The organism is Pseudovibrio japonicus, assembly GCF_014651595.1.
In the GTDB taxonomy this organism is placed as follows: domain Bacteria; phylum Pseudomonadota; class Alphaproteobacteria; order Rhizobiales; family Stappiaceae; genus Pseudovibrio; species Pseudovibrio japonicus.
The window spans coordinates 62132-86427 of sequence record NZ_BMXE01000009.1; the positions used below are offsets into that span (position 1 = coordinate 62132).

Here is a 24296-nt window from a genome sequence, read left to right on the forward strand (position 1 = left end):
CCGGATGAAAACTATTACCGCCAACAGACTGGTCGATGGGGATGTCGTCTGGCTCGGCCACAACGGAGATTGGGTCGAGTTTGTCGAGGCCGCATGGATCCTCAACTCTGATGAAGACATGGCCAAAGCTCTGGAATTCGCAAAATCCGGTGAAGACAAGCAATACGTTCTTGGCACCTACGCGATTGATCTGGAACTAAAAGACGGCCACTTGCAACCTAAGAGCCTGAAAGAACGCATTCGTGCGCAAGGCCCCACCACGCGCCTTGATCTCGGCAAGCAGGCTGAACAGCACCTGCGCTCGGCGTAAGTCCTTTTAAATTCTGGAGTATTTTAATGTATCGCTACGACGAATTTGATCGTGACTTTGTCAATCAGCGCGTGACCCAGTTCGAGGATCAGGTGCGCCGCCGCATGTCTGGCGAGCTGACCGAAGACGAATTCAAGCCGCTCCGCCTGATGAATGGCCTTTACCTGCAGCTACACGCCTACATGTTACGCGTTGCCATTCCATACGGCACGCTCAATGGCACCCAGATGCGTAAACTTGCTCATATTGCAAGGACTTACGACAGAGGCTACGGCCACTTCACAACCCGTCAGAACATCCAGTTCAACTGGCCAAAGCTCTCTGACACCCCAAAGATCCTGCGCGAACTCGCCGACGTAGAGATGCACGCCATCCAGACGTCCGGCAACTGTATCCGCAACGTAACCTCCGACCAGTTTGCCGGCGCAGCCGCTGACGAATTCGCAGACCCACGCGTTTACGCCGAGATTCTGCGTCAATGGTCCTCCCTGCATCCTGAGTTCCTGTTCCTGCCGCGCAAATTCAAGATCGCGATCACCGGCGCTGATGAAGACCGCGCTGCCGTGCAGGTGCACGACATCGGTCTGCAGCTGACCCGCAATGAAAACGGGGAAGTCGGCTTTGTGGTCTACGTGGGTGGTGGCTTAGGTCGCACGCCTATGGTTGGCCGTAAGGTACGGGATTTTCTACCGGAAAATGATTTGCTGGCTTACAGCGAAGCGATCTTACGCGTCTATAACCGCTATGGCCGCCGCGATAACAAGTACAAGGCGCGTATCAAGATTCTGGTGCATGAAACCGGTCTCGAAGAGCTGAAGCAGGACATCGAAAAAGAGTTCGAGGCTACCAAAGACGGTATCCTCAACCTGCCGCATGAAGAAGTCGTTCGTATCAACGAATACTTTGCGCCACCATCTTTCGAAGCCCTGCCAAAGATCAGCATGGAGCTTGAAGCCGCCAAGCGCGAAAACCGTGATCTGGCGCTGTTTACAAGCCGCAACCTGAATGCCCACAAGGCAGAAGGCTACACATCTGTCACAATCTCGCTGAAACCGATCGGTGGAGCACCAGGGGATGCAACGGCGGACCAGATGGACGTTATTGCTGATTTGGCAGAACGGTTTGGCTATGATGAGCTGCGTGTTACACATGAGCAGAACCTCGTTCTACCACACGTAAAGCTGCAGGATGTCCCCACCGTCTTCAAGATCCTGAAGGCCAATGGTCTGGCAGAGGCAAATGCCGGTCTGATCACCGACATGATCGCATGTCCTGGGCTGGATTACTGTGCGCTGGCGAACGCCCGCTCGATCCCGGTCGCGCAGGAAATATCCAAGCGGTTTGAAGAGGTTAAGCGCCAGAATGAGATCGGCGATCTGAAGCTGAAAATCTCTGGCTGCATCAACGCCTGTGGTCACCACCATGTCGGTCACATCGGCATTCTGGGTGTAGACCGCAAAGGCGAAGAGCTCTATCAAATTACATTGGGTGGTTCTGCGGATCAGAACACATCCATCGGCAAAATCATTGGTCGCGGCTTCCCGGAAGCAGAGATCACCGATGCCGTTGAAACTGTTGTAGATACCTATCTGGCAAATCGCCTGGATGAGGACGAAAGCTTCATCGACGCTTACCGCCGCTTGGGTGATCAGCCATTTAAGGACGCTCTTTATGGCGCATAATCAACCACATAACGCCTCACTAGGGGCGCAGGTGAAGCTGCTAAACCGGATGTATTCCGAGCGATCCGCACAGCAGATTCTGGAGCATGCGCTCAGCGAGCAGTTCGCCGGCGAGATTGCTCTGGTGTCCTCGTTTGGTGCCGACAGTTCAGTTCTGCTGCATATGGTCTCCCAGATCGATGCACGCACACCCGTTCTGTTTGTCGATACCGGCAAACTGTTTGGCGAAACCCGCCGCTATCGTGACGAACTGGCTGAACAGCTTGGCCTTTTGGATGTGCGCACGCTCACACCAGAGCCGGAAAACGTAGCTAAACAGGACCCCAAGGGCTCACTCTGGGCGACTGATCCAGACACCTGCTGTCATATCCGCAAGGTGCTCCCTCTCGCGAAAGGTCTGCAAGGGTTCGAGGCCTGGATCTCTGGCCGCAAGCGCCATCAGGCCAGCACGCGCGCCACTTTGGAGCATTTTGAGGTCGAGGAAGGCCGTGTCAAAGTGAACCCGCTGGCCAACTGGTCAGCAGCCGAAGTCCTTCAATACGCAAAGGATAACGGCCTGCCACCACATCCGTTGGTTGCGGAGGGGTATCCATCCATCGGCTGTATGCCGTGTACTGACAAGGTTGCTCCGGGTGAAGACGTACGTGCAGGTCGCTGGCGTGGTCAGAACAAAACTGAATGTGGAATTCATTTCTCAAGTGCGTCCAAGGGCGGCGCAGCCCAAAGCATCTGAGGTTAAAATGACAGAAGAACTCAAAAAGACCCATGAGGTTTACAAGGGCGGTAAGATCGTCCCTGACGACTGGAGCTACATTGCAGATGAGGACCCTCTGCCGAAAGAAGGCAAGTTGATCTTCTCACTGGAGCGTTTTCTAAAAGAAGAACAGGACCTTAAGAAGACAAACCTGTCTTTGGGCGTTGTGCTTCGCGCGGGTGAAAAAGCTGAGGATCTGACGGATCACCTTGAAGCGCTTGAGTTGATCGCAGTCGACTTTCCAAGCTTTTCGGATGGCCGTGGCTTCTCCGCCGCACGCATCCTGAGAGACGGATTACACTACGGTGGCGAGGTCCGCGCGGTTGGTCCGTTCATTCTGGACCAGATCGGCTTTATGATGCGCGTCGGCATCACCAGCTTCGCGCTAGACAACCCGCGTTTGAGGGCAGATCTGGAAACTGGCAACCTCAACCAAGTCACTGCCTACACCCAGCCGGTCTTTGCACGAAAAGAAGCGCCAGCAGGAACAAGGCCATGGCAGCGACGTCCAGTCTGACGACTGCGTACCTCCTGACAGGGCCTGCGGGCACTCTGGGTAAGTTACGGAAAACAAGCGAGAAAAGGCGGGTCAATGACCCGCCTTTTGCTTATTCTGCCGGTTGCGCCTGCAATTGGCTGGACGCAGACAGCAGCTTGTTATTGAGCTTCAGGAACAGCCAGACAGTCGCAATCTGCACCACGATCAATGGGGCATAGAGCGCGAAGTAGGCAAAGGACATGGAGCCAACGACCCCGAGCTTCACCAAACCCGCATTGATCACAAAGTTGCCGAACACGAACAGGCCTACACCGGGGCAAACCAAGGCGTAAGAACCGGGAGACTTTTCCGAACCCGCGATCCAGCGATCATAATAACCAACCCGCTTCATGACTGACCAGCCGATCAAGCCAAACAGGATCTGGACTGCAAACAGGCTAATCAGGAACACATAGACGCCCCCAGCAGTCACAGGCGCATCAAAGTTATGGGCAAGGCTCATCTTGATGCGGTAGATAGCGATGCCGATCACAGTCAAAAACGGGATGATGATCCAAAGGGTTGGCGTGGTTTCACCCGCTGCCTTGTGTTCCATCATGGAACGGAAACCAAGGATCAGCTTGATCGTTCCCATCACAATCGCGGCGCCAAGAAAGAAGATACTCCCTGCAATACCAATGGCCGCGATCACCTTCGTATGGCTCATGGCCGCTGGTGCGGAAAACCCGACGCCGATCATCGCAAAAGCAAACACGGAGAGCATCTGACCCAGGCTGTTGTTCTTCGCGCAGTCATAACCGCCCTCTGTCAGCACGCGGGAGATAAAACTCAGATAGATGCGAAAACCGAACACACCGATGGCCGTCAATGCCAGCAGTGAGAGGGGGAACAGCATCTCGCGGACCTCCCAAAGCCCCGGAACAAACACCGCACCAGCAATGAAGCTGACATTGACCGTCATGGCCAACGCCAGCGGAATAGTCATCAGCTGACTTTCCGCATTGGAGGTTTGAAAGCCTTTGAAAACCTTGGTGTTCTTCCATTTTCCGTACTCTGAAAAGTTCCAGAATAACAACCGGAAATGTATTAGAGAGAAGAAGAGAATCCCAAGCGTTGCCACAACGATCACAGCTTGCATGGCCAAGGAACCAGTGCTGAACGCCTGCATTAGCGAGTCAAAGCTGGCAATTGGAGAGCCTTTATGTGGGGTCATCCACATGAGATACATAAAGAAGCTGATAGCAAGCCCGCCTGCACCAACAGCGGACAGGAAGTACAGAGGCGAATACCGCTCACCTAAATTAGAAAGATAACGCATTGGGCTAATCCTTTTTCAGAGTCAAGTTCATTATATTAGATAACTCTAAAATAACAAGATATGAAAATTAGGATGATCTAATATTAAAATAGCGCATTGAAATAGAACGGGAACCTTCTAAACAAACTGGTCGCGGAAACTCTGCTTTGGCTCAGATTTGAGATTTAATTATTTGAAATTTTTTGGGTTTTCACAGGAGCATCGAGCGGATACCCTAAGCGTTCTCTTTTTGTTTTCCCGGAGCCAATTTTGCTGCATGCATTCTATAAGTGGGCATCCAATCGGGTTGATCCATTCGCCAAAAATCACATGGAATGGGAGGGCAAGACGCATCTGCAACAGCTGTGGTCGCTCCTGTTCATCTTTCCAAAGCACACGCTTGTTCTTCTGCTGGTGGTGCTGGTTGAGACCATCCTCACGGTCTCGCTGCTCTCATTTGTCGGCTTCCTGATCGATCAGTTGGAAGCAAGCGGTCCCGAGCTTTTCTGGCAGCAGAATATGTGGCTAATCGCAGGGGCTGCAATCGCGTTTCTTTTAGCAAAGCCCTTGTTTTCAATTGCTTATGAAGTCCTGATTTCGCTCACGCTGCACGTCAATATTCTTACCGCGACCCGGGTGACGTTCTTCGACCGGCTGCTCAAGCAGGACATGACGTTTTTTCAAAAGGAGTTTGCGGGGAATCTGGCCAGCAAAACGTTTGTGGGTGGTCGTGAAGTTGCAGAGATGTTCTGGGCGGGGATCGGTGTTGTTGTCCCGAATGTCTTCTTCGCCGGATCACTGCTGATCGCATTGTCATGGCTGCATTGGTACCTTGGAGTCGTCATGCTGCTCTGGATCGGGCTATTCGCTGTTCTTGCGTATGTCCGTGTGCCAATCATTCGCGATGCATCGAAATCAGCCTCAGACATCGCCCATGCAGTGAACGGATCGGTCGTCGATGTTTACTCCAACATTCAGACTGTGAAGCTTTTTCAAGGCAACGAACGCGCCAATGGCCAGTTCACGGATCAACTCAGAGGTTTCCGAGTGGCGATGATCCAGTTTCGTACCACGGTGGTGACATCGCGAATGCTTGTTGCTGTCATTGGGGCGTGTGGGCTTGCTACATTCACCGGACTCAGCCTCGTTCTGTGGTACCAACAGGCCATTACCACAGGGGAGGTCGCGATCGTTCTAGGCTTTGCTATTCGTCTGGAAAGCAAACTCCTTGAAATCTTTGCTCAATTGACCGGCCTGTTCCGCTCTTATGGATCATTCAAGTCCACCGCCAGAACGATGGAGCACTCGCTCGGCCTTGTTGACGACAGCGATGCCAAGGACTTTCAATTCAACAAAGGCTTGATTGAGTTCAAGAACGTCAACTTCGCATACGGCCAGCAAACCGCCATTGTGAAGGACTTGAACTTCACACTTCATCCGGGAGAGAAGGTTGGTATTGTTGGACATTCAGGCGCAGGCAAGTCCACCGTCGTGAATTTGCTTCTGCGCATGTACGATGTTGAGGGCGGAGCAATCAACATTGACCATCAGAACCTGCGCAACGTAACGCAGGAATCTCTGCGCTCGGAAATTGGATTGGTGACACAGGATACATCGCTGTTTCATAGATCCATATTCGACAACATCTCGCTGGGAAGCGACGAAGCCACCATGGAAGAGGTGCGCGCCGCTGCCCGAAGAGCGCACGCTTTGGAGTTTATCGAAGCACTGGTAGACAACAAAGGCCGCCGAGGCTTTGAGGCGTTCGTAGGCGAGCGTGGCATCAAACTCTCCGGTGGCCAACGCCAGCGTATTGCCTTGGCCCGCGTTTTCCTGAAAAACCCGCCAATTCTGATTCTGGATGAAGCAACATCGGCGCTCGATACCAAACTGGATGCGGACATTCAGGAGATTCTGAATGACGTGATGAAGGACAAAACAACTCTGGCCATCGCCCACCGCCTGACGACTGTGGCAAGAATGGATCGCCTGATTGTGATGGACAAAGGACAGATCACCGAAACCGGCACTCATGCAGAATTACTGGGAAAAGGTGGTCTCTATGCGGAGTTGTGGCACAATCAATTCTATGGAGTAAAAACCGCAGAAACGGAGCTGACGCCAACTGCTGCGCAGTAAGATCCCGGTAAGAAGAGAATTGCGCTGCCCTCTTTGATGATCTAGCGTTTGAAGGACCATCACAATGCTTTTCATCTGGGGAGGGCAGCATGACAGAGTTTGGCACAACACTTAGTTCGAGGGAGCTGAAGAAATATCGAGCTCTTATCAATGGTTTGCAGTGTGATGGATCCTCTGGTGAAACCATTGAAATGATCTGCCCAAGCACCGGATTGCCCTTTGCAACGATTCCTCGTTGCAGCGCGGCTGATGTGGGAAGAGCCGTTTCTGCCGCCAGAGCAGCACTTGGCTCCTCCGAGTGGTCCAGCCTGTCCGCCGGCCAGCGCGGAGAGCGTTTGCACCGCCTTGCAGAGCTGATTACTCAAAACCGGGACCGCCTTGCTGAGCTTGAAGCCCGCGACACCGGCAAACCGCTCAGTCAGGGCTACGGCGATATAGATACTGCGGCCCAGTACTTCCGCTTTTATGGCGGGGCAGCTGACAAGGTCACCGGAGACACCCTCCCAATCGCCACTGACCACCTTGCAATGACCGTTCGTGAACCCCACGGCGTGGTTGCTTCCATCGTGCCGTGGAACTACCCCATGCAAATCTTCGCCCGTGTTGCGGGAGCTGCCTTGGCCATGGGCAATACGCTGGTGGTCAAACCCGCCGAAGACGCGTGCTTATCGGTGATCGAAACCGCCAACCTCGCACTGGAAGCTGGCTTCCCACCCGGAGTGCTTAACATCCTGACTGGTCTGGGAGAAGAAGCAGGAGCCGCGCTCTCCTTCAATCCGGAAGTGGATTTCATCACCTTCACGGGCTCTCCGGATGTAGGGTCCATGATTCAGTCCGCCGCCGCCCGCAATCACATCGGCTGCACACTGGAGCTCGGCGGCAAGTCACCGCAAATTGTCTTTGAAGATGCCAACCTGGACAAGGCACTGCCAGTCATTCAGGACTGCCTGTTAATGAACGGCGGCCAGACCTGTTCCGCGGGATCTCGTGTTCTGGTGCATCAAAGCCTCTGGGATGAGGCAATCGATAAGCTCAGAACCGGCTTCCGAAGTGCCGTCGCAGGCCCCTACAAGGACGACAGAGATCTGGGCCCCTTGATCAACGCAAGCCAGCTGCGCCGCGTAAACGCCTTCTGTGAGCAGGCAGAAGCAGACGGCATCCCACTTCTTGGTGAAGGCACCATAGCCCCGGACGCACCCGTAGAAGGCTACTACACAACCGCAAAAGTCTATGGCCCGGTTCCGGTCGAACACCCGCTTGCACAGGACGAAGTTTTTGGTCCGGTCCTCTCTCTGATACCATTCCGCACAGAGGAAGAAGCGATCCACCTCGCAAATGCCACCGCCTATGGGCTTGTAGCAGGGGTCTGGACCCACGATATCTCCAGAGCAACCCGTGTTGCCAAAGCCCTTCGCTCCGGTCAGGTCTTTGTAAATACCTACGGCGCTGGAGGGGGCGTTGAACTCCCGTTTGGCGGGGTTAAAAAATCAGGCCACGGCAGAGAAAAAGGCTTTGAAGCCCTTAAAGAATTCTCTGTTCTGAAAACCATTGTTGTTAGTCACGCATAAAGCGGACTGACAGATGCGGGAGGAATAGCGTGTCAGGACGATTGGAAGGAAAAACAGCAATAATTACGGGTGGAGCTGCGGGCTTTGGGGAAGGCATCGCACGAAAGTACGCGCAAGAAGGGGCTGCGGTGATCATCGCTGACCTGAACGGCGTTGCAGCACAAAACCTTGCAGAGGACATTGGTGACAGTGCCTACGCCATAGAAACAGACGTCACCGTGCGCTCGGATGTCAAAGCCATGGTTGCCCACGCGATGGAGAGAACCGGGCGCGTTGATATTGTGGTCAACAACGCTGGCTACACCCATCGCAACTGCCCAATGGCACAGGTCGATGAAAATAACTTTGACCGAATTCTCGAGGTCAATGCAAAGGCGATCTACCTGACGACGCTTGAAGTTCTTCCCGAGCTGGAAAAACAGGGTGGGGGTGTCATCATCAACACCGCCTCAACAGCAGGCATCCGACCCCGTCCGGGTCTCACCTGGTACAACGCCTCCAAGGGTTGGGTGATCACGGCAACCAAATCCATGGCCGTGGAACTTGCCCCCCAGAACATCCGGGTCAATGCCCTGTGCCCCGTTGCTGGCGAAACCGGTATGCTGGAACTCTTCATGGGCGAGGATACACCGGAAAAACGCCAACAGTTTCGCGATAGCATTCCGCTCGGACGCCTATCAAAGCCGGAAGATGTTGCCAGCGCAGCACTCTGGCTCGCCTCGGAGGAAGCACAGTTCATTACGGGAGTTGCGTTGGAAGTCGATGGAGGAAGGACAATCTGATGGCTTTCGGAGCCGCGGGATTAATCCACGTCGATGGTCATGGCTGATGAGGTTACAACGCGGTTGCGACCGGATTTCTTGGCCCGGTACAAACAACGGTCCGCGACCCTGAGAGCACTGACCAGCGTATCTTCGCTACCGGAAGACAGGCCGACGCTGATCGTAGGCGCAAACGTATGCTCGTCATTGCCGGGGTCAGTCACTGGCATGGAACTTCTCAGCTCAGAGAGAAATTGCTTTGCAGTTGGCTCGTCAGTATCCGGCAGAGCAACGCAAAACTCATCTCCACCAATACGAATGGCAACCCCGTTGCAGGGCAGGAGATCCGAAATGCGATGAGCAACGGAGATAATTAGGTTATCTCCAGTTTCATGGCCAAACTTGTCATTGATCTGCTTGAAGCGATCAATGTCGATCATGGCATATCGCATCTCCCTACCAGCTTGGGCCTGACTTCCGTGAAGCTTGTCGACCACGTCGTAAAGATGACGGCGGTTGAACAAACCCGTCATCGGATCCCGGTGCGCCATCTCAGTCAGCTCCGCAATGCGGTCCAGCTGGTTGAGGTTTTGCGAAACCCGTAACAGCAACTCTTCAGGCGTACAGCTCTTCTTCAGAAAGTCGTTGGCCCCGGACTTGAGGAACTTTGCTGTAAGGGCTGGATCGTCTTTGGATGATATCCCGATAACTGCCAAAGTGTTGGCGCTATGTGTCCGACGAATTTGCGTTATCATCTCAAAGCCGGAGGCGCCCGGTAGTGAGTCATCAATGATCAGCAACTTGATATCTGGATGTTGCTGCAGCACCTCAAGCACATTCTGACCTGAAGTCGCGGTGAGTACGTTGAGGCAATAAAGTTGCAGTCGTTTTTTTAAGAACGCCCGCGCTTTTGAGGAATCATCGATAAGCAAAACCTTGGTGCTGAAGTTCCGATCAACCCGGTTCACTAAGCCACCTAGATAACCAAGGCTTGCGGGCGAATCCTTGAGCACATAATCCACGATGCCCTTCTTAAGGATCGACCGGCGAGTGCGCTGGTCAAAGCGTCCGGAGAACACGATGGTCGGCAGGCCAGCGTCAATTGTCAGGTCCACAACCTCGCCATCAGGAGCATCTGGAAGCGTCAGATCAACGAGAGCAAGGAAAGGCTTCAACTTTCCTTCATCAAGGATCTCCTTGGCCTGAGCGTAGGTTTTGACTGTTGTCACATGGTAAGGACCGGCACGTTCAATTTCGCTCACCGTAATGCGCGCAAAGAAATTGGCGTCTTCAACAAGAAGAATGCTCTTTTTCTGATCTGGCATGTGCTGTCCTCAAAAACCGGTAAGTGCGATAAAATTGCGCCTGCAATCCATCGAGCGCTATTGATATCCTAGAATAGCGGTTCTAATAAACAGTATTTGAAATACACTTAAAATTAAAAACAAAATTGCATTAAAGTTAAATAAAATTAAAATTTATATTAAGAGGAGTGCCGCATGTGATTAATCACCCTCTAGTGGTAAAAATGTATAGGTAAAACTTCCTAATTCATTATATTCAGTAATGTCTCTATCAAAAGATGAACCGTCTATATTGGAAGGAGTTTATAGGCGGGATGTAAGTTGGAGTGTCCCGTAAGTATACCATCAGTAGTAGTGTTGTAACGGGGCGTGCAGTAGACGCAAAAATCTTGGATTGCTGGTGCTTTATTTTACACTCAATGAGTGTGGTATCCACAGGTTCTCGCGCAAACCACACCCACCGGAACCAGATTTAGACGTTCATCAGCAGATATTCGCGCTCCCACGCGCTGATGACCGACATAAAGGTCTCATACTCTTCTAGTTTAATGGCACGATAGGTCGCAATAAACTGCTCGCCAAAGATGTTCATCAGATCCTCTTGCTCCTCGAACTCATCAACCGCATGAAGCAGCGTACGAGGCAGCCTACTCATGATTTCGCTGTTATCTGTGTCCCGTGGGTTATCTGGCTCAATCCCTTTCTTGATGCCCAGATACCCAGCTGCAAGGCTCGCAGCGATCACAAGGTAAGGGTTTGCATCAGAGCCCGGAACACGGTTCTCCAGACGCCGCGCCTCGGGTGAAGAGTTTGGGACGCGTAGACCAACAGTTCGGTTGTCATAGCCCCAAAACAGATTACTCGGTGATCCGCTGTTGCGTGCGCTCCGCCGATAAGAGTTCACGTAGGGGGCCATAATCGGCATCAGGGCAGGCAGATAATGCTGGTGCCCGCCGATGAAATGAAAGAAGGCAGGGGTGGCGTCGTTGTCCGCGCCGGTAAAGATGTTCTTGCCGGTAGCTCTGTCCACGATGGACTGGTGGATATGCATCGACGAACCCGGTTGAGACGACATCGCTTTTGCCATGAAGGTCGCATATATCCCGTGCCTCAGCGCAGCCTCGCGGATGGTGCGTTTGAACATGAAGGCCTGATCCGCGAGCTCCAGAGGATGCCCGTGGCGCAGATTGATCTCCATCTGCGCAGCGCCCTCTTCATGAATAAGCGTGTCGATCTCCAGGCCTTGCGCCTCTGAAAGATCGTAGATGTCGTCGATCAACTCATCAAACTCATTGAGAGCGGAAATCGAATAGGATTGCCTGCCAACCTCGGGGCGACCAGAACGGCCAATAGGCGGTTCCAGCGGATAGTCAGGATCAGTATTCGGTTTGACCAGATAAAACTCCACTTCCGGTGCGATAATCGGATTCCAGCCCTCAGCATCGTAAAGCTCAAGAACACGCTTCAAAACATTGCGTGGAGCAACCGGAAAGGGCTTACCTTCCTTGGTGAAGGCATCATGGATAAGCTGCGCTGTCGGGTCGGTTTCCCACGGCACCACCGTCAGCGTCGAATAATCGGGCTGAAAATAAAGGTCGCCATCCGTTGGGCTATATTGAAAGCGCTCATCATTTGCAGGGTAATCGCCTGAAATGGTCTGGGCAAAGATGGACGACGGCATCGTCAGCGTATTGCTGCTGAAGAACTTGTTTGTCGGCATCATCTTGCCGCGCGGAACTCCGGCAATGTCAGGCACAACGCATTCGATATCGCCAATGTTACGGGCTTGCAGCCAGGTGCGTGCTTCCTCAAGGTTGCTCACACCGCGCATGTTGGGCGCTGTTTCATCTTCTGGATAATTCTCAGAACTCATAGGACTTCCAATAGGGTTGCTGCCCAGCTCGTAAGGCAATCGTTCGTGAGTGAAATAACATTTCAGCTCTTTACAGCTGCTAAAAAGCGCCCAGTTTTCTTTTGGTTGTAGACGTAGTTTAGCAGAAGTGAACACAACTCGGATACTCAGCTGTTTGGTAGAACTTTAAGCAGACCATCCACGAACTTCTCCTTGATTTCGCCCTCTGAGCCCGAAATCCACCAGCCTCAAAACGCGCCGCAATCCTCGGTTCAGATGATGAAAGTGGACTTATGAAGAGCTATCACATTGAAAAGACTTCTGTTTCATGAGTTGCGCTATATCCGCTGCAGCACTGACTCACAATTGTGCACCTATACCGGCAACTAACCCGACATTTCTAATGAACACGCCCCTCAAACAGTCCCCAAAAGGGTTAGAGCGGGGATCTGAAGCCCATGTCATCAATGACCCCTTAATTTATAGGGGATCTACGGCATTCCTATAAAATGCCGATTTGGAATGTAGGTCGAAATTAATCCATCCGCACAAGGATGTACCATGCGGCTAAATGCAGGAATCTGGTGCGCAAGTGTGCTTCGAACCCCTGTATTTGATATTGGAGTGTTTGAGGATGAGAAGCTTGGTTTTAGTGTCAGGAGCTGCCGCTATGGCGCTCTCGCTGTCTGACGCTCTCGCTGAAGACCGCGTTGTAAACGTATACAACTGGTCCGATTATATCGACATGCAGGTTCTCACCGACTTCGAAGAGGAGACCGGCATCTCCGTAAACTATGATACCTATGACTCCAATGAAGTTCTGGAAACAAAACTGCTGACCGGCAAAACCGGTTATGATGTGGTCGTCCCCAGCGCCACCTATCTCCAACGGCAGATACAAGCAGGCGTTTATCAGAAGCTCGACAAAAGCAAACTCCCTAATCTCAAACATATGGATCCGCTCCTGCAAGAACGTGTCACAGTATACGACCCCGGCAATGAGTTCTCGGTCAACTACATGTGGGGCACGTCTGGCTATGGTGTGAACGAAGATCAGGTGCGGTCCCTCAACCCCGAGGCTCCAATCGGCAGTTGGGAACTGCTCTTTAACGTGGAAGAGCTTGCAAAGATTGCCGGGTGCGGCGTCTATGTGATGGATGAGCCGGAAGAAATGTTCCCGGTTGCCATGCATTATCTCGGCTTAAGCCCCAACTCCAACAGTCCTGAAGACATTCGGAAAGCCGGTGTATTGCTGGAAACAATTCGTCCGCATATCCGGAAGTTTCACAACTCTGAATTCGTAGGCGCCCTGGCAACCGGTGAGATCTGTCTCGCCTATGGGTGGTCAGGCGACATATTGCAGGCAAAGAACCGCGCGGTTGAGGTGGGCAAGGGTGTTGAAGTCACCTTCATCTTGCCCAACGAAGGCGCACAGATGTGGTTTGACCAGATCGCAATTCCTGCAGATGCAGAAAACCTTGAAGAGGCCTATGAGTTCATCAACTACCTGATGCGCCCTGAGGTAATTGCACGGATGTCCGACTACGTCTTTTACGCCAACGGCAATAAGGACGCGACTGTTTTGGTCAAAGAGGAAGTGACGTCAAATTCAAATATCTATCCGCCCGATGAAGTAAAGCAGCGCTTATACACCATCAGTGTAAAGCCGCTCCTCGCACAGCGCCTCATGAACCGTGCATTTACAACGGTAAAATCAGCGCACTAAGGGCATACCAGCGAGAACAGAAGGGGGGATCTGTGAGATTTAACCCCACCTAAGCCCGCGTTCTAATCTGGGCTTAGATAAAGGATAGGAGTACTGGTGAAGAAACCGCTCGGTCCTGTTCGTCGCGCCTTTTCGCCTTGGGACAACCCGAGTGAGCAACCCTTTATCGAATTTTGTAATGTCACCAAGCGATTTGGCAGGGTCGTTGCCGTAGATGACCTTTCCCTTAAAATCTATGAGCGAGAGTTCCACGCGCTGCTGGGCGGGTCAGGTTGCGGCAAAACCACCCTCATAAGAATGCTTGCTGGATTTGAGGTTCCCTCAGAAGGGCAGATCTATCTGCAAGGGCAGGACCTATCCGGAGTGCCGCCCTACAAGCGCCCAATGAACATGATGTTCCAATCCTACGCCTTGTTCCCCCATATGAGTGTTACAAAGAACATTGCATTTGGCTTGGAAATGGATGGCTTGCCCTCCCGTGAGATCAAAGACCGTGTCTATGACATGCTTGCTCTGGTCAGACTGGAAGGCTTCGCTAAGCGCAGACCGCACCAACTCACCGACGGGCAGCGTCAGCGTGTTGCTCTCGCCAGATCTCTTGCCAAACGGCCGAAAGTTCTTCTCCTTGATGAGCCTCTGGCTGCACTAGAGAAAAAGCTCCGCGAAGAAACCCAGCTGGAGCTGATCAACCTGCAGGAACAACTGAAAATCACATTCCTGATCGTTACACATGATCAGGAAGAGGCCATGACCGTGGCGGACCGCATCTCACTGATGCACATGGGCAAGATCATGCAGAACGCGACGCCCGGCGAAATTTACGAGCAACCCAACTCCCGCTTTGTTGCGGAGTTTCTCGGTGATATCAATGTCCTGGATGGGCAGATCAGCAAGAAACAGGACGACGAAGTTCAGCTCTATTCGTCGGTTTTAGGCGATCATCTGGATGTGCACTATCCAACACCTGCTGAGGTCGGAGACCATGCAGCCCTTGCCATCCGTCCAGAAAAGATGCGGATCTCACTTGATAAACCAGAGCAAACCGACATCAATGCCATCCGTGGCGAGGTTTGGGATATCGCTTACATGGGTGACGTATCAATCTATCACGTCAAGGTGGCTGAGACTGAAACACTCCGGGCAATCGTTGCCAACACAACGCGGCTGGTGCAACGACCAATCACTTGGGAGGATCAGGTTTGGCTGTCATGGGACAGTGATGCCGGCGTGATCCTGTTAGCGTGAGGTGTGGCAAATGATAGACCATAACCTCTCATCCGTCGGCCTCACCAGAACCGAACCTGCGCCGGCACCGCGCCACGAACCCGAGGCCCCCGAAAACACGCCAACCAACCCAACCGGAACTTGGGGCCGCTTCGCGCTCATCTGTGTGCCATACGTCTGGCTCCTGCTGTTCTTCCTCATCCCGTTTGTCATTGTGGCTATGGTATCTCTGGACGAAGTCACGGTCGCAGTTCCTCCTTATCTGCCAGTCATTGAGTGGGGCAGGGGTGTTGCAGGCCTCTGGGAGGCTGTGCAGCACTGGTCGCTCAGCAATTATGTAAGGCTGGTAGAAGAGGCACTTTATTGGCAAGCCTATCTATCGAGTTTGCGTATCGCATTCTTATCAACACTACTGACGGTGCTTGTCGGCTTCCCAATCGCCTATGGTATGGCACGAGCACCAAGAAGCTGGCAGCCCATATTGGTGATGATGGTCATCTTGCCCTTCTGGACAAGCTTTCTGATCCGAGCCTATGCATGGATCGGTATCCTAAGGACAGATGGCCTGCTCAATCAGGCGTTATTGTCCGTTGGTCTGATCAATGAACCATTGTTTCTGCTCAATACCAGCGGCGCTGTCTATGTCGGTATCATCTACACATACCTGCCCTTCATGGTCCTCCCGCTCTATTCAGCTTTAGAGAGGCTGGATACCACACTGACCGAGGCTGCTGAGGATCTCGGATGCCCGCCATGGAAGACCTTCTGGTATGTAACTGTGCCACTTGCAAAGCCGGGCCTGATCGCAGGCTGCCTGCTTGTCTTCATCCCGGTTATGGGGGAGTTTATCATTCCAGACCTTTTGGGAGGCTCATCAACGCAGATGATTGGTCAGACCCTCTGGGTCGAATTCTTCTCGCACAGAGATTGGCCCATTGCCTCGGCTATTACCATTGTCTTACTGGCAGTGCTAATCATCCCAATCCTGCTGTTCCAGCGTCATGAAACCCGCCGCAGCGAGGAGGAGACGTGATGCTGTCAAGACCAAGCTGGTTCAACATTACATCACTCGTTGTGGGCTTCAGTTTCCTTTACCTGCCCATTGTCATCTTGATTGTTTTCTCGTTCAATGACGCTCAGTTGGCGACGGTTTGGTCCGGGTTCTCAACCAGATGGTATGGTGGGATGTTGCAAAACGAGCAACTCATGCAGGCAGTCTGGATCACGCTCCGGATCGGCCTCACTTCTGCCACGCTGGCGACCGTTCTTGGAACCCTGGCGGCTCTGGTCTTGGCTCGACAAGGACGCTTCTTTGGACGTTCACTTTTTTCAGGGATGATCTACGCACCTCTGGTCATGCCTGAAGTCATCCTCGGACTATCCTTAGTACTCCTGTTCGTGGCCATGGATCAGAACCAGGGCTTCTGGACCATCATGATCGCGCACACCACATTTTCCATGTGCTACGTGACAGTCATTGTGCAATCGCGGCTCTCTGAATTTGACCGCTCTCTGGAGGAGGCCGCCATGGATTTGGGATGCCCGCCCGTCCGCACCTTCTTCCATATCACGTTACCCCAGATCCTTCCGGGCATTCTGGCAGGCTGGATGCTGGCATTCACGCTTTCATTGAATGATCTGGTGATCGCAAGCTTCAACGCTGGCCCTGAAACTACTACTTTGCCAATGCGAATTTATGGGCAAGTCAAACTGGGCGGAACACCTGAGATCAACGCCATTAGCACCATACTGATCCTGCTGATGACAGTTGGTGTCATTTTAGCTTCTGTGCTTACCAAACGGCAAAGGCTTAAGCGTATGGAGGAGGAGCGACTCGCAGCAGCGCACCTTTGAAAAGATTTCACCCTGTGGGGATACCCAATAGTGAGATTGTGTGCTGCAAACATTCATTCCTCCGGGCTTTGTGATCTCCATCTCAACAAATAGTCGCTCTCCGCATAAAGAGCACTTGGCGAGGACATAAAACCGGTCTATCAACGATGAGATCGCTATACATATTTTCCCTAGTAGGGAAGGCAGGGTGCTGGTCCAAATGGAGGACCAATATCCCAATGCCAGCATGAAAATGTAGTATTGCTTGCGTTTTGGGGAATGAGAAGCGCGAGTTCTGCCAAGTCATGTATTGGGAGTATACAATGAATAAAGTTTATCCAAGCGCTGCCGCTGCTTTGGAGGGGCTTACCTTTGATGGCATGACCGTCATGGCAGGTGGGTTTGGTCTCTGTGGCATTCCGGAAAATCTGATTATTGCGCTGCGGGATTCAGGTGCAAAAGACCTGACCGCCATCTCCAACAATGCAGGCGTTGACGACTTCGGTCTGGGCCTCTTGTTGCAAACCCGCCAGATCAAGAAGATGGTGTCTTCTTACGTTGGCGAGAACGCGACCTTCGAGCGCCAATATCTGGACGGTGACCTTGAGTTGGAGTTCAATCCGCAGGGCACTCTTGCTGAACGCATCCGTGCCGGCGGTGCAGGTATCCCGGGTTTTTACACCAAAACCGGCGTTGGCACCCTGATTGCTGAAGGCAAAGAACACAAAGACTTCAACGGTGAAACCTACATCATGGAAACCGGTCTGGTATCTGATGTGTCGCTGGTAAAAGCCTGGAAAGCCGACAAGGAAGGCAACCTGATCTTCCGTAAAACGGCACGCAATTTCAACCCGATGATGGCAACCGCAGGTAAGACCACTGTTGTTGAGGTTGAAGAGCTCGTAGAGATCGGCGAACTGGATCCGGATCAGATTCACACTCCAGGTATCTTTGTTGACCGGATCGTTGCCGGCTCATTCGAAAAGCGCATCGAACAGCGCACCATCCGCGAAGCTTAAGGGAGGGCATATATCATGGCTTGGAATCGTGACGAAATGGCCGCCCGTGCGGCAAAAGAACTGAAAGATGGTTTCTACGTGAACCTTGGCATTGGCATCCCGACACTGGTTGCCAACTACATTCCCGATGGCATGAATGTAGCTCTTCAGTCTGAAAACGGCATGCTCGGCATGGGCCCGTTCCCAACCGAAGACGAAGTGGATGCCGACCTGATTAACGCTGGCAAGCAGACCATCACCGAGCTTGACCGCACCAGCTACTTCTCTTCTGCTGACAGCTTTGGAATGATCCGCGGCGGCCACATTGACTTGTCTATTCTCGGCGCAATGGAAGTCTCCGAAGAAGGCGATCTCGCCAACTGGATGATCCCCGGCAAGATGGTCAAGGGCATGGGCGGCGCAATGGACCTTGTGGCAGGCGTCAAGCGCGTTGTCATTATTATGGACCACACCAACAAACGCGGCGATAAAAAGCTCCTCCACAAATGCGCCCTACCACTCACCGGCGTAAAATGCGTAGACCGCATCATCACCAACCTCGGAGTGTTCGACGTTGTTGATGGTGGTCTGAAGGTCGTCGAAATGGCCGATGGTGTAACGATGGACGAGATCAAAGAAAAAACCGAAGCAAATCTGGTAGACTGATTTAACTTAATACTTCTTAGGACGTAGAGGGAGGGCAATGTGCTCTCCCTTTTTGTTTGTGTTTGATAAGAGCACTTGGTAACAGCTCCCTAAAAAAAGGCGGAAAGCGAATGATCGTTCTAAATCAAGATCAATTCATCGCTGCAGGTGCACTACGAGAAGTGTACGTACATCCGGAATTTCACGATCGATGCATCAAAGTTGAAAAAAATCATGGAGGTGAAGGTGGGGCGGCTACATTAGCTGAGATCGTTTATTTTGAATACCTTAAGAAAACACGACGACAGCAGCGTTTCGGGGCAATTGCATCTTATCATGGAGTTGTTGTGACAAGTAGAGGGCTTGGTACGGTATTTGACTTGGTTCGAGACGAGGAAACAGGAAAGACTTCCAGAACCTTATATTCTGAAATGTGCAAGCAGCATAATGACGTAGAGAAGGAACGGCACGAGAGAGAACTACGTGCTTTCAAGCATCGTCTTCTAAAAGATGCTGTTCTTGTTACGGATTTGTCACCTTGGAACATATGCGTCCAGAGGTTGAAGGGAGGACAGATTCGATACTTCTTAATTGATGGCTCCGGACATCCGAACGCTCTACGGTATAATCGGTTCAGGATTTTCATTAAGATGTTCCGACAATTATCGCATCGGAAACTAACGTCATATAATGTTTTGAAAACCTATTGCGTTGATTATGAGCTTTCGAAGATCCACTGGAGGGGAGTAGAAGAATAGCTTTCCTTTCAGTATGGCTTGGTCTTTGGTGGCTGATGCCACATTTGCAGAGCTAACGGCCTGCTTAAAAACTTGAAGCAGCTTTTCTTACCTGTTATCTCCCTTAGTATAAATAATTAAGGTCTAACTGAGGAGCTCTATGTGATCCCAATAGACGTACTTGCCGGTTTCTTCACCGTTACTGTTTTGTTGGCGCTGGCTCCGGGCCCAGACAACATCTTTGTGCTGACACAGTCCGCAGTGTCTGGTCGTATGGCAGGGATTGCAGTGACGCTTGGGCTTTGTACTGGTCTCATCTTTCACACAACGGCAGTTGCCCTTGGTGTGACTGCAATTTTCCAGGCATCTGAGATGGCATTTACTGCTGTGAAGGTGTTGGGCGTCGGTTATCTGCTTTATCTCGCATGGGGAGCTTTCAGGGCGAAGCCTGAGCCACTAAAGCAAGACAAGGTTGATCAGTCTTCGTTGATTCCGCTGTACCGTCGTGGCGTGATCATGAACATAACCAACCCAAAGGTTGCGATCTTCTTTCTGTCGTTTTTCCCGCAGTTTATCAATCCGGCCCACGGCCCTTTGATGCCGCAGTTCTTCACGTTAGGCGCTGTGTTCATTCTGTCGGCTATCTTGGTATTCGGCAGCATCGCGTTTGCTGCCGGAACGATTGGAGAGCGTTTGAGCAAATCAGTGAAGGCTCAAAAGGTCATGAACCGCATCGCATCCGCTGTCTTCGTTGGCATGGCGCTAAAGCTGGCAGCAGCCACGAGATAACGAACACACCAGTCTGAAATAAAAAATCCGCCGAAGTTCTCGGCGGATTTTTTTACGTTGGTGCCGTAGAAATTACTCGGCAGGCGCCATTGCAGCCTCTTTGGAGAAACGCTTGTTAGCGCGCTTCTCGCGGAAGGTATCGGCGCTTGTTTTTGCCAGCATAATCACTGGAATAATGCCTACAAGCACGATGGAGAGAGCCGGTAAAGCTGCATCCTCGAACGCCTCGGTCGATGCAGAATTGTAAACCGTGGTTGCCAGCGTTTCGAAGTTAAACGGGCGCAGCAGCAACGTCGCCGGAAGCTCCTTCATGCACTCTACAAAAGACAGCAGAGCAGCAGACAGGATCACGGGTTTCATCAACGGCATATGCACGCGGCCAAGTGTGCCCCACGCGGTATGGCCAAGGCTGCGGGACGCCATGTCATAGTGTGGAGTGATCTTCCCAAAGCCGCCATCAATCTGACCGTAAGACATCGCCAGAAAACGCACCACGTAAGCATAAATGAGCGCAGTGCCTGAGCCGATCAGCAGCAACCCGGTTCCAAAGCCAAACAGCGCTTGTGTGCTTGCGGAGATCATGTTGTCCAATGCGGCGACCGGGAACAAAATACCGACAGCCAGAATTGTGCCGGGAACAGCATACCCGATTGAGGCAACGCGGCCCAGGAACGTGGTGACGTTGCTTGGGAACAAGCGGCGGCGATAGGCCAGCATCAGGCTGATGGCGATGGAAACCGCAGCAGCCACAGCCGCAAGCCAGAGGGTATTGCCAGCAGCGGCCCATAGAGCAGGCTCAAACAGGTCTTCAATACGGCGGCTTGCCCGGCTCAGCAGCAACAGGGACGGGAAGAGGAAACCCAAAATGATTGGCAAGGAGCAGATAACGACAGCAAGCCAACCACGCCAGCCTTTTAGTTCATAGCTCGGTAAAGCACGATACGTGCCGGTGGTTTGGTGGAAGCGTTGTTTGCGCCGCCCATAATACTCAAAGAACATCAGTGCCAGCACAAACACCAGCATGATTGTTGCGATCTGTGCAGCACCGGTCAGGTTTGAGCGGTTGAGCCACGTGTCATAAACGGAAAAGGTTAGCGTCTGAACGCCGAAGAAAGAGACTGCGCCAATATCATTGAGGCACTCCATCAGGGCGAGCGTGACACCAACGACGATCGCGGGACGTGCCAGCGGTAAAGCGACTTTCCAGAACAGGCGAAGCGGACCTGCCCCGAGTGTGCGGGAAACATCCAGTGCGCAGGCCGACTGGATCAGGAATGAAGCACGGGCACTCAGGTAAACATAGGGGTAAAGAACAAACCCCATCACAAACATGGCGCCGCCAAGAGAGCGGATCTCCGGGAACCAGTAGTCGCGAGAAGTCTGGAAACCAAAGACACTGCGGATCAGGCTTTGTACAGGCCCCGTGTAATCCAGTAGCTCAACATAGGAAAAAGCAATAATGTAGGTCGGCACAGCAAACGGCAGAAGCAACGCCAGATCAAACCAGCGCCGTCCGGGAAAACGGCACATGGTCACCAGCCAGGCGGTGCTGACCCCCACCACGAACACAATCAGCCCGACCCCGACCATCAATTGGACCGTGGTGGAAATAGCGCGTGGCAGAATTGTTGAAACAAGATGCGGCCACAGATTGCCCGAAGAACCCATGGCCATGAAAACAATTGCAATAACCGGCATTACAACAAGGCCGGCTAGAAAGTAGGTACCAAATGCGAGCAGCCGCTCCCCTCGCGAAGAGGGGGCGGCCGTCCTGTATTGTGGCGATCCACTATGTCCGTGTCTGGATGTCATGGAATGGCTTCAACTCGATTTGTCTGTGGGAACTTAGCTGGATGGACCGTCGTCAAAGCTAACTACATCGGCCATTTCACTTGCTTTGGCACGCAGTGCCGCAATCTCTGCAAGGGAAATGTCATCAGCTTTAAAATCACCCCAGGATGCAACCAGTTCGGATGGCTCAATGCCAGCCTCTACCGGATACTCAAAGTTCTCTGCCGCGTAGATGGCCTGAGCTTCGTCAGACGCAAGGAACTCCATCAGCTTGATGGCGTTCTCTTGGTTTGGTGCGTATTTTGCCAGGATCATGCCGGAGATGTTCACGTGAGTGCCGCGATCTTCAGTGTTCGGGAAGATGATGCGGACTGACTCTGCCCACTCTTTCTGTTCCGGATCCTTTTCGTTGGTTTGCATTTTGCCCATGTAGTAGGTGTTACCCAAGGCAATGTCACACTCACCGGAGTAAATGGATTTAACCTGATCGCGGTCACCACCGGTTGGTCTGCGGGCAAGGTTGTCACGCACACCTTCCATCCACTTTTCTGCTTCAGCTTCGCCCTTGTGGGCAATCATGGAAGCGAACAGACCGATAGAATATACATGTTGGCCAGAACGGGTGCAGAGACGGCCTTTCCATTTTGGATCAGCAAGCTCTTCATAAGTGATGCTGTCTTGATCCACGCGATCTTTGGAGGCGTAAATCACACGGGCACGAGTGGTCAGACCAAACCAGTGGCCTTCCGGGTCACGCAGGTTTTCTGGAATGTTGTTGTTGATCACTTCATTTTCGAGAGGCTGGCTAACGCCCAGATCCTTTGCGCTCTGCAAACGGCCGATGTCGACGGAAAGAAGAACATCTGCCGGAGAGTTTTCACCCTCAGCCTGCATGCGTTCGCCAAGGCCGTCGCTTGCGTAAACGAGGTTTGCTGTAACGCCGGTTTTCTCGGTAAATGCGTCGAGAAGCGGTTTGATCAGTTCTGGCATACGGTAAGAATAGATATTTACTTCTTCTGCAGCCTGAGCTGAAGCTACCAGAGCAGTTGTGCCGAGGGCAAAACCAACTGCGGACAGCCCGATTCCCTTAAACAATGACTTCATTGGAGCATCTCCTACGTGATCTTATATGCGTCTGCGAACGCTTGTCATTAGCTGTTATATCGGAAAGTTGACTTTCTCTGTCAACTAATAAACTTCGTAAAAACAATGGGATAGAATGATTCTAAACTATAAAACTCAGCTTTCTGAGGGCTATCTGGTTGCAATTGCGAATGATTTTCAGTTGCGCCTTGTATCCGCGCAGAAAAAAAGTTCACCAAAAAACTCAGCGTTGTTGAAAACAATCAGAAGGTAGGGAGCTTGGTTGCAGTTTGGGGGAGGGGGAAAAGCAGTATTTGCCCCTATGGAACCGGTGTGTCACCACTCAATACGCGGGCCATCCAGGCCCGATTCATATTCTGCCCACACAGGACAAAAGACGCTTTTTTGCCTTGTAGACTGTCCCGTTCGTTTGAGAGACCGGCAAGACCAGCCGCAGCAGCGCCTTCGCATGCATTGTGGGTTGTGCGATAGAGCAGACGGATCGCTTCGGCAATTTCCTCATCACTCACGCGTATAACGCGTTCTGCGCCAGAGCGAATGTGCGCAAATGCTTCTCGCGCAGGGCCTCTCACACTAATTCCTTCTGCAAAAGTATCGGCAGAGGAGGTGAGTGTGTATTCGCCAGCCTCAATGGATCGCGCGCACCCATCTGCCTTTTCTGCGACTACGCCGATGATCTTTGTCTTCAGGCCAAAAAGATCCCGAACAGAAATCAGTCCACAAATCCCCGTGCCCAAACCAACAGGCACATAAATCACATCCAGATCCTTCATTGCTCTGAAAATTTCAAGCGCGTAGGTCGCCGCACCCAACACCAGGTCATAGTTGAAGCCCGGAGAAAGTACCTGCTTGGAATCCTCGGCCATCTGGCAGGCAAAGTCGTGCGCTTCTTCAAAGTCATTACCATGTTCAATGAGGAATGCACCATAGCTTTGGATCGCTGCTGTCGTCTCACTGGAGGTGCCTTGCGGAACAACGATGGCAGCTCGTTGATGCAGCTCTCTGGCGGCCCAGGCCATGCCTAGCCCAAAGTTGCCACGGGTCGCAGCTACAAAGCTTGAGGAGCTGATATGGCGTTCTGACTGCCGTAAGAGATAAAGCAAAGCGCAGCGTGCTTTGAAGGAACCGGTCGGCGCATGGTTTTCGTGTTTGATGAAAACCTCACAGCCCAAAGCCTCATTCAACAAGGGCCAGCTGTAAAGCGCCGTTGGCGGCATGTGGTGCCGCAATTCCTGTGAAGCTTGTTCCAAGGCAGCCAGTGTGAGCATGTGCATCTCCTGCGA

General features: G+C 52.3%; 21 protein-coding genes. 15 read left to right on the plus strand and 6 right to left on the minus strand.

What is annotated here, in order from left to right; all coding sequences use genetic code 11:
• Positions 1-4: 4 nt before the first annotated feature.
• Genes IE076_RS19845 through IE076_RS19860 form a run of 4 tightly spaced genes read left to right on the plus strand, consistent with a single transcriptional unit; the run spans position 5 to position 3263 of the window.
• Entirely contained in the window at positions 5-310 is a 306-nt protein-coding gene (locus IE076_RS19845; protein WP_189438537.1) for a DUF2849 domain-containing protein, read from the plus strand.
• Between the two features lie 26 nt (positions 311-336).
• Positions 337-1992: a nitrite/sulfite reductase gene (locus IE076_RS19850; RefSeq protein WP_189438538.1), complete on the plus strand. Its 1656-nt coding sequence runs from the start codon at positions 337-339 to the stop codon at positions 1990-1992.
• Positions 1982-2725 carry a phosphoadenylyl-sulfate reductase gene (locus IE076_RS19855; RefSeq protein WP_189438539.1) on the plus strand — a complete coding sequence of 248 codons (744 nt, stop codon included), beginning with the start codon at positions 1982-1984 and terminating at the stop codon, positions 2723-2725. Before IE076_RS19850 ends, IE076_RS19855 begins: the two co-directional genes overlap by 11 nt.
• A 7-nt stretch (positions 2726-2732) precedes the next feature.
• Positions 2733-3263, plus strand: coding sequence for a DUF934 domain-containing protein (locus IE076_RS19860; RefSeq protein ID WP_189438540.1), 531 nt, complete (start codon positions 2733-2735; stop codon positions 3261-3263).
• 91 nt (positions 3264-3354) lie between these two features.
• On the opposite strand, the gene IE076_RS19865 is transcribed toward IE076_RS19860, so the two are convergent.
• Positions 3355-4563, minus strand: a complete 1209-nt coding sequence (locus IE076_RS19865; protein WP_189438541.1) for a TsoY family (seleno)protein — start codon at positions 4561-4563, stop codon at positions 3355-3357.
• A gap of 249 nt (positions 4564-4812) precedes the next feature.
• Here IE076_RS19865 and IE076_RS19870 point away from each other — a divergent pair, with 249 nt between their 5' ends.
• The 3 genes from IE076_RS19870 (at position 4813) to IE076_RS19880 (ending at position 9031) form a co-directional block, all read left to right on the plus strand.
• Entirely contained in the window at positions 4813-6681 is a 1869-nt protein-coding gene (locus IE076_RS19870) for an ABC transporter ATP-binding protein (protein ID WP_209009317.1), read from the plus strand.
• An 89-nt stretch (positions 6682-6770) separates the two neighbouring features.
• On the plus strand, positions 6771-8249 hold the full coding sequence (locus IE076_RS19875; RefSeq protein WP_189438542.1) for an aldehyde dehydrogenase family protein: 1479 nt from the start codon (positions 6771-6773) through the stop codon (positions 8247-8249).
• A gap of 29 nt (positions 8250-8278) precedes the next feature.
• Complete coding sequence (locus IE076_RS19880) at positions 8279-9031, plus strand: SDR family oxidoreductase (RefSeq protein WP_189438543.1); 753 nt, start codon at positions 8279-8281, stop codon at positions 9029-9031.
• A 20-nt stretch (positions 9032-9051) separates the two neighbouring features.
• Here IE076_RS19880 and IE076_RS19885 read toward each other — a convergent pair whose 3' ends face one another.
• Together IE076_RS19885 and IE076_RS19890 are read right to left on the minus strand one after the other, a co-directional pair.
• Positions 9052-10335, minus strand: a complete 1284-nt coding sequence (locus IE076_RS19885; protein ID WP_189438544.1) for a GGDEF domain-containing response regulator — start codon at positions 10333-10335, stop codon at positions 9052-9054.
• A 451-nt stretch (positions 10336-10786) separates the two neighbouring features.
• Positions 10787-12187 carry a glutamine synthetase family protein gene (locus IE076_RS19890; RefSeq protein WP_189438545.1) on the minus strand — a complete coding sequence of 467 codons (1401 nt, stop codon included), beginning with the start codon at positions 12185-12187 and terminating at the stop codon, positions 10787-10789.
• A 649-nt stretch (positions 12188-12836) separates the two neighbouring features.
• Between IE076_RS19890 and IE076_RS19895 the strand changes: the two genes are divergently transcribed.
• From IE076_RS19895 to IE076_RS19930, 8 genes are all read left to right on the plus strand, one after another.
• Entirely contained in the window at positions 12837-13892 is a 1056-nt protein-coding gene (locus IE076_RS19895; protein ID WP_371871519.1) for a polyamine ABC transporter substrate-binding protein, read from the plus strand.
• Positions 13893-13988: 96 nt separating this feature from the next.
• Positions 13989-15137 (plus strand): ABC transporter ATP-binding protein, encoded by a 1149-nt coding sequence (locus IE076_RS19900; RefSeq protein WP_209009321.1) that lies wholly within the window; start codon positions 13989-13991, stop codon positions 15135-15137.
• A 10-nt stretch (positions 15138-15147) separates the two neighbouring features.
• Positions 15148-16149 (plus strand): ABC transporter permease, encoded by a 1002-nt coding sequence (locus IE076_RS19905; RefSeq protein ID WP_189438547.1) that lies wholly within the window; start codon positions 15148-15150, stop codon positions 16147-16149.
• Complete coding sequence (locus IE076_RS19910; RefSeq protein WP_189438548.1) at positions 16149-16970, plus strand: ABC transporter permease; 822 nt, start codon at positions 16149-16151, stop codon at positions 16968-16970. Before IE076_RS19905 ends, IE076_RS19910 begins: the two co-directional genes overlap by 1 nt.
• Positions 16971-17272: 302 nt before the next feature.
• On the plus strand, positions 17273-17968 hold the full coding sequence (locus IE076_RS19915; protein ID WP_189438549.1) for a CoA transferase subunit A: 696 nt from the start codon (positions 17273-17275) through the stop codon (positions 17966-17968).
• Positions 17969-17983: 15 nt separating this feature from the next.
• The gene (locus IE076_RS19920; RefSeq protein ID WP_189438550.1) at positions 17984-18613 is read left to right on the plus strand and encodes a CoA transferase subunit B; all 630 of its coding nucleotides are present in this window, start codon (positions 17984-17986) and stop codon (positions 18611-18613) included.
• 110 nt (positions 18614-18723) lie between these two features.
• A complete protein-coding gene (locus IE076_RS19925) occupies positions 18724-19350 on the plus strand; it encodes a YrbL family protein (protein WP_189438551.1) in 627 nt (208 codons plus the stop codon).
• 141 nt (positions 19351-19491) lie between these two features.
• Positions 19492-20118 (plus strand): LysE family translocator, encoded by a 627-nt coding sequence (locus IE076_RS19930; protein ID WP_189438552.1) that lies wholly within the window; start codon positions 19492-19494, stop codon positions 20116-20118.
• 72 nt (positions 20119-20190) lie between these two features.
• On the opposite strand, the gene IE076_RS19935 is transcribed toward IE076_RS19930, so the two are convergent.
• The 3 genes from IE076_RS19935 to IE076_RS19945 all read right to left on the minus strand — a co-directional run bounded on the left by IE076_RS19935 (position 20191) and on the right by IE076_RS19945 (position 24281).
• On the minus strand, positions 20191-21930 hold the full coding sequence (locus IE076_RS19935) for an ABC transporter permease (protein WP_209009323.1): 1740 nt from the start codon (positions 21928-21930) through the stop codon (positions 20191-20193).
• A 33-nt stretch (positions 21931-21963) separates the two neighbouring features.
• Entirely contained in the window at positions 21964-23013 is a 1050-nt protein-coding gene (locus tag IE076_RS19940; RefSeq protein WP_189438553.1) for a Fe(3+) ABC transporter substrate-binding protein, read from the minus strand.
• Positions 23014-23312: 299 nt separating this feature from the next.
• Positions 23313-24281: a threonine dehydratase gene (locus tag IE076_RS19945; protein WP_189438554.1), complete on the minus strand. Its 969-nt coding sequence runs from the start codon at positions 24279-24281 to the stop codon at positions 23313-23315.
• Between the last annotated feature and the right edge of the window lie 15 nt (positions 24282-24296).

Excerpts from the sequence above, each read along its gene's own strand:
- IE076_RS19845 (WP_189438537.1), top strand. The coding sequence starts at position 5 with ATGAAAACTATTACCGCCAACAGACTGGTCGATGGGGATGTCGTCTGG.
- IE076_RS19850 (WP_189438538.1), top strand. The coding sequence starts at position 337 with ATGTATCGCTACGACGAATTTGATCGTGACTTTGTCAATCAGCGCGTG.
- IE076_RS19855 (WP_189438539.1), top strand. The coding sequence starts at position 1,982 with ATGGCGCATAATCAACCACATAACGCCTCACTAGGGGCGCAGGTGAAG.
- IE076_RS19860 (WP_189438540.1), top strand. The coding sequence starts at position 2,733 with ATGACAGAAGAACTCAAAAAGACCCATGAGGTTTACAAGGGCGGTAAG.
- IE076_RS19865 (WP_189438541.1), bottom strand. The coding sequence starts at position 4,563 with ATGCGTTATCTTTCTAATTTAGGTGAGCGGTATTCGCCTCTGTACTTC.
- IE076_RS19875 (WP_189438542.1), top strand. The coding sequence starts at position 6,771 with ATGACAGAGTTTGGCACAACACTTAGTTCGAGGGAGCTGAAGAAATAT.
- IE076_RS19885 (WP_189438544.1), bottom strand. The coding sequence starts at position 10,335 with ATGCCAGATCAGAAAAAGAGCATTCTTCTTGTTGAAGACGCCAATTTC.
- IE076_RS19890 (WP_189438545.1), bottom strand. The coding sequence starts at position 12,187 with ATGAGTTCTGAGAATTATCCAGAAGATGAAACAGCGCCCAACATGCGC.
- IE076_RS19895 (WP_371871519.1), top strand. The coding sequence starts at position 12,837 with ATGGCGCTCTCGCTGTCTGACGCTCTCGCTGAAGACCGCGTTGTAAAC.
- IE076_RS19905 (WP_189438547.1), top strand. The coding sequence starts at position 15,148 with ATGATAGACCATAACCTCTCATCCGTCGGCCTCACCAGAACCGAACCT.
- IE076_RS19910 (WP_189438548.1), top strand. The coding sequence starts at position 16,149 with ATGCTGTCAAGACCAAGCTGGTTCAACATTACATCACTCGTTGTGGGC.
- IE076_RS19915 (WP_189438549.1), top strand. The coding sequence starts at position 17,273 with ATGAATAAAGTTTATCCAAGCGCTGCCGCTGCTTTGGAGGGGCTTACC.
- IE076_RS19920 (WP_189438550.1), top strand. The coding sequence starts at position 17,984 with ATGGCTTGGAATCGTGACGAAATGGCCGCCCGTGCGGCAAAAGAACTG.
- IE076_RS19925 (WP_189438551.1), top strand. The coding sequence starts at position 18,724 with ATGATCGTTCTAAATCAAGATCAATTCATCGCTGCAGGTGCACTACGA.
- IE076_RS19935 (WP_209009323.1), bottom strand. The coding sequence starts at position 21,930 with ATGACATCCAGACACGGACATAGTGGATCGCCACAATACAGGACGGCC.
- IE076_RS19940 (WP_189438553.1), bottom strand. The coding sequence starts at position 23,013 with ATGAAGTCATTGTTTAAGGGAATCGGGCTGTCCGCAGTTGGTTTTGCC.
- IE076_RS19945 (WP_189438554.1), bottom strand. The coding sequence starts at position 24,281 with ATGCTCACACTGGCTGCCTTGGAACAAGCTTCACAGGAATTGCGGCAC.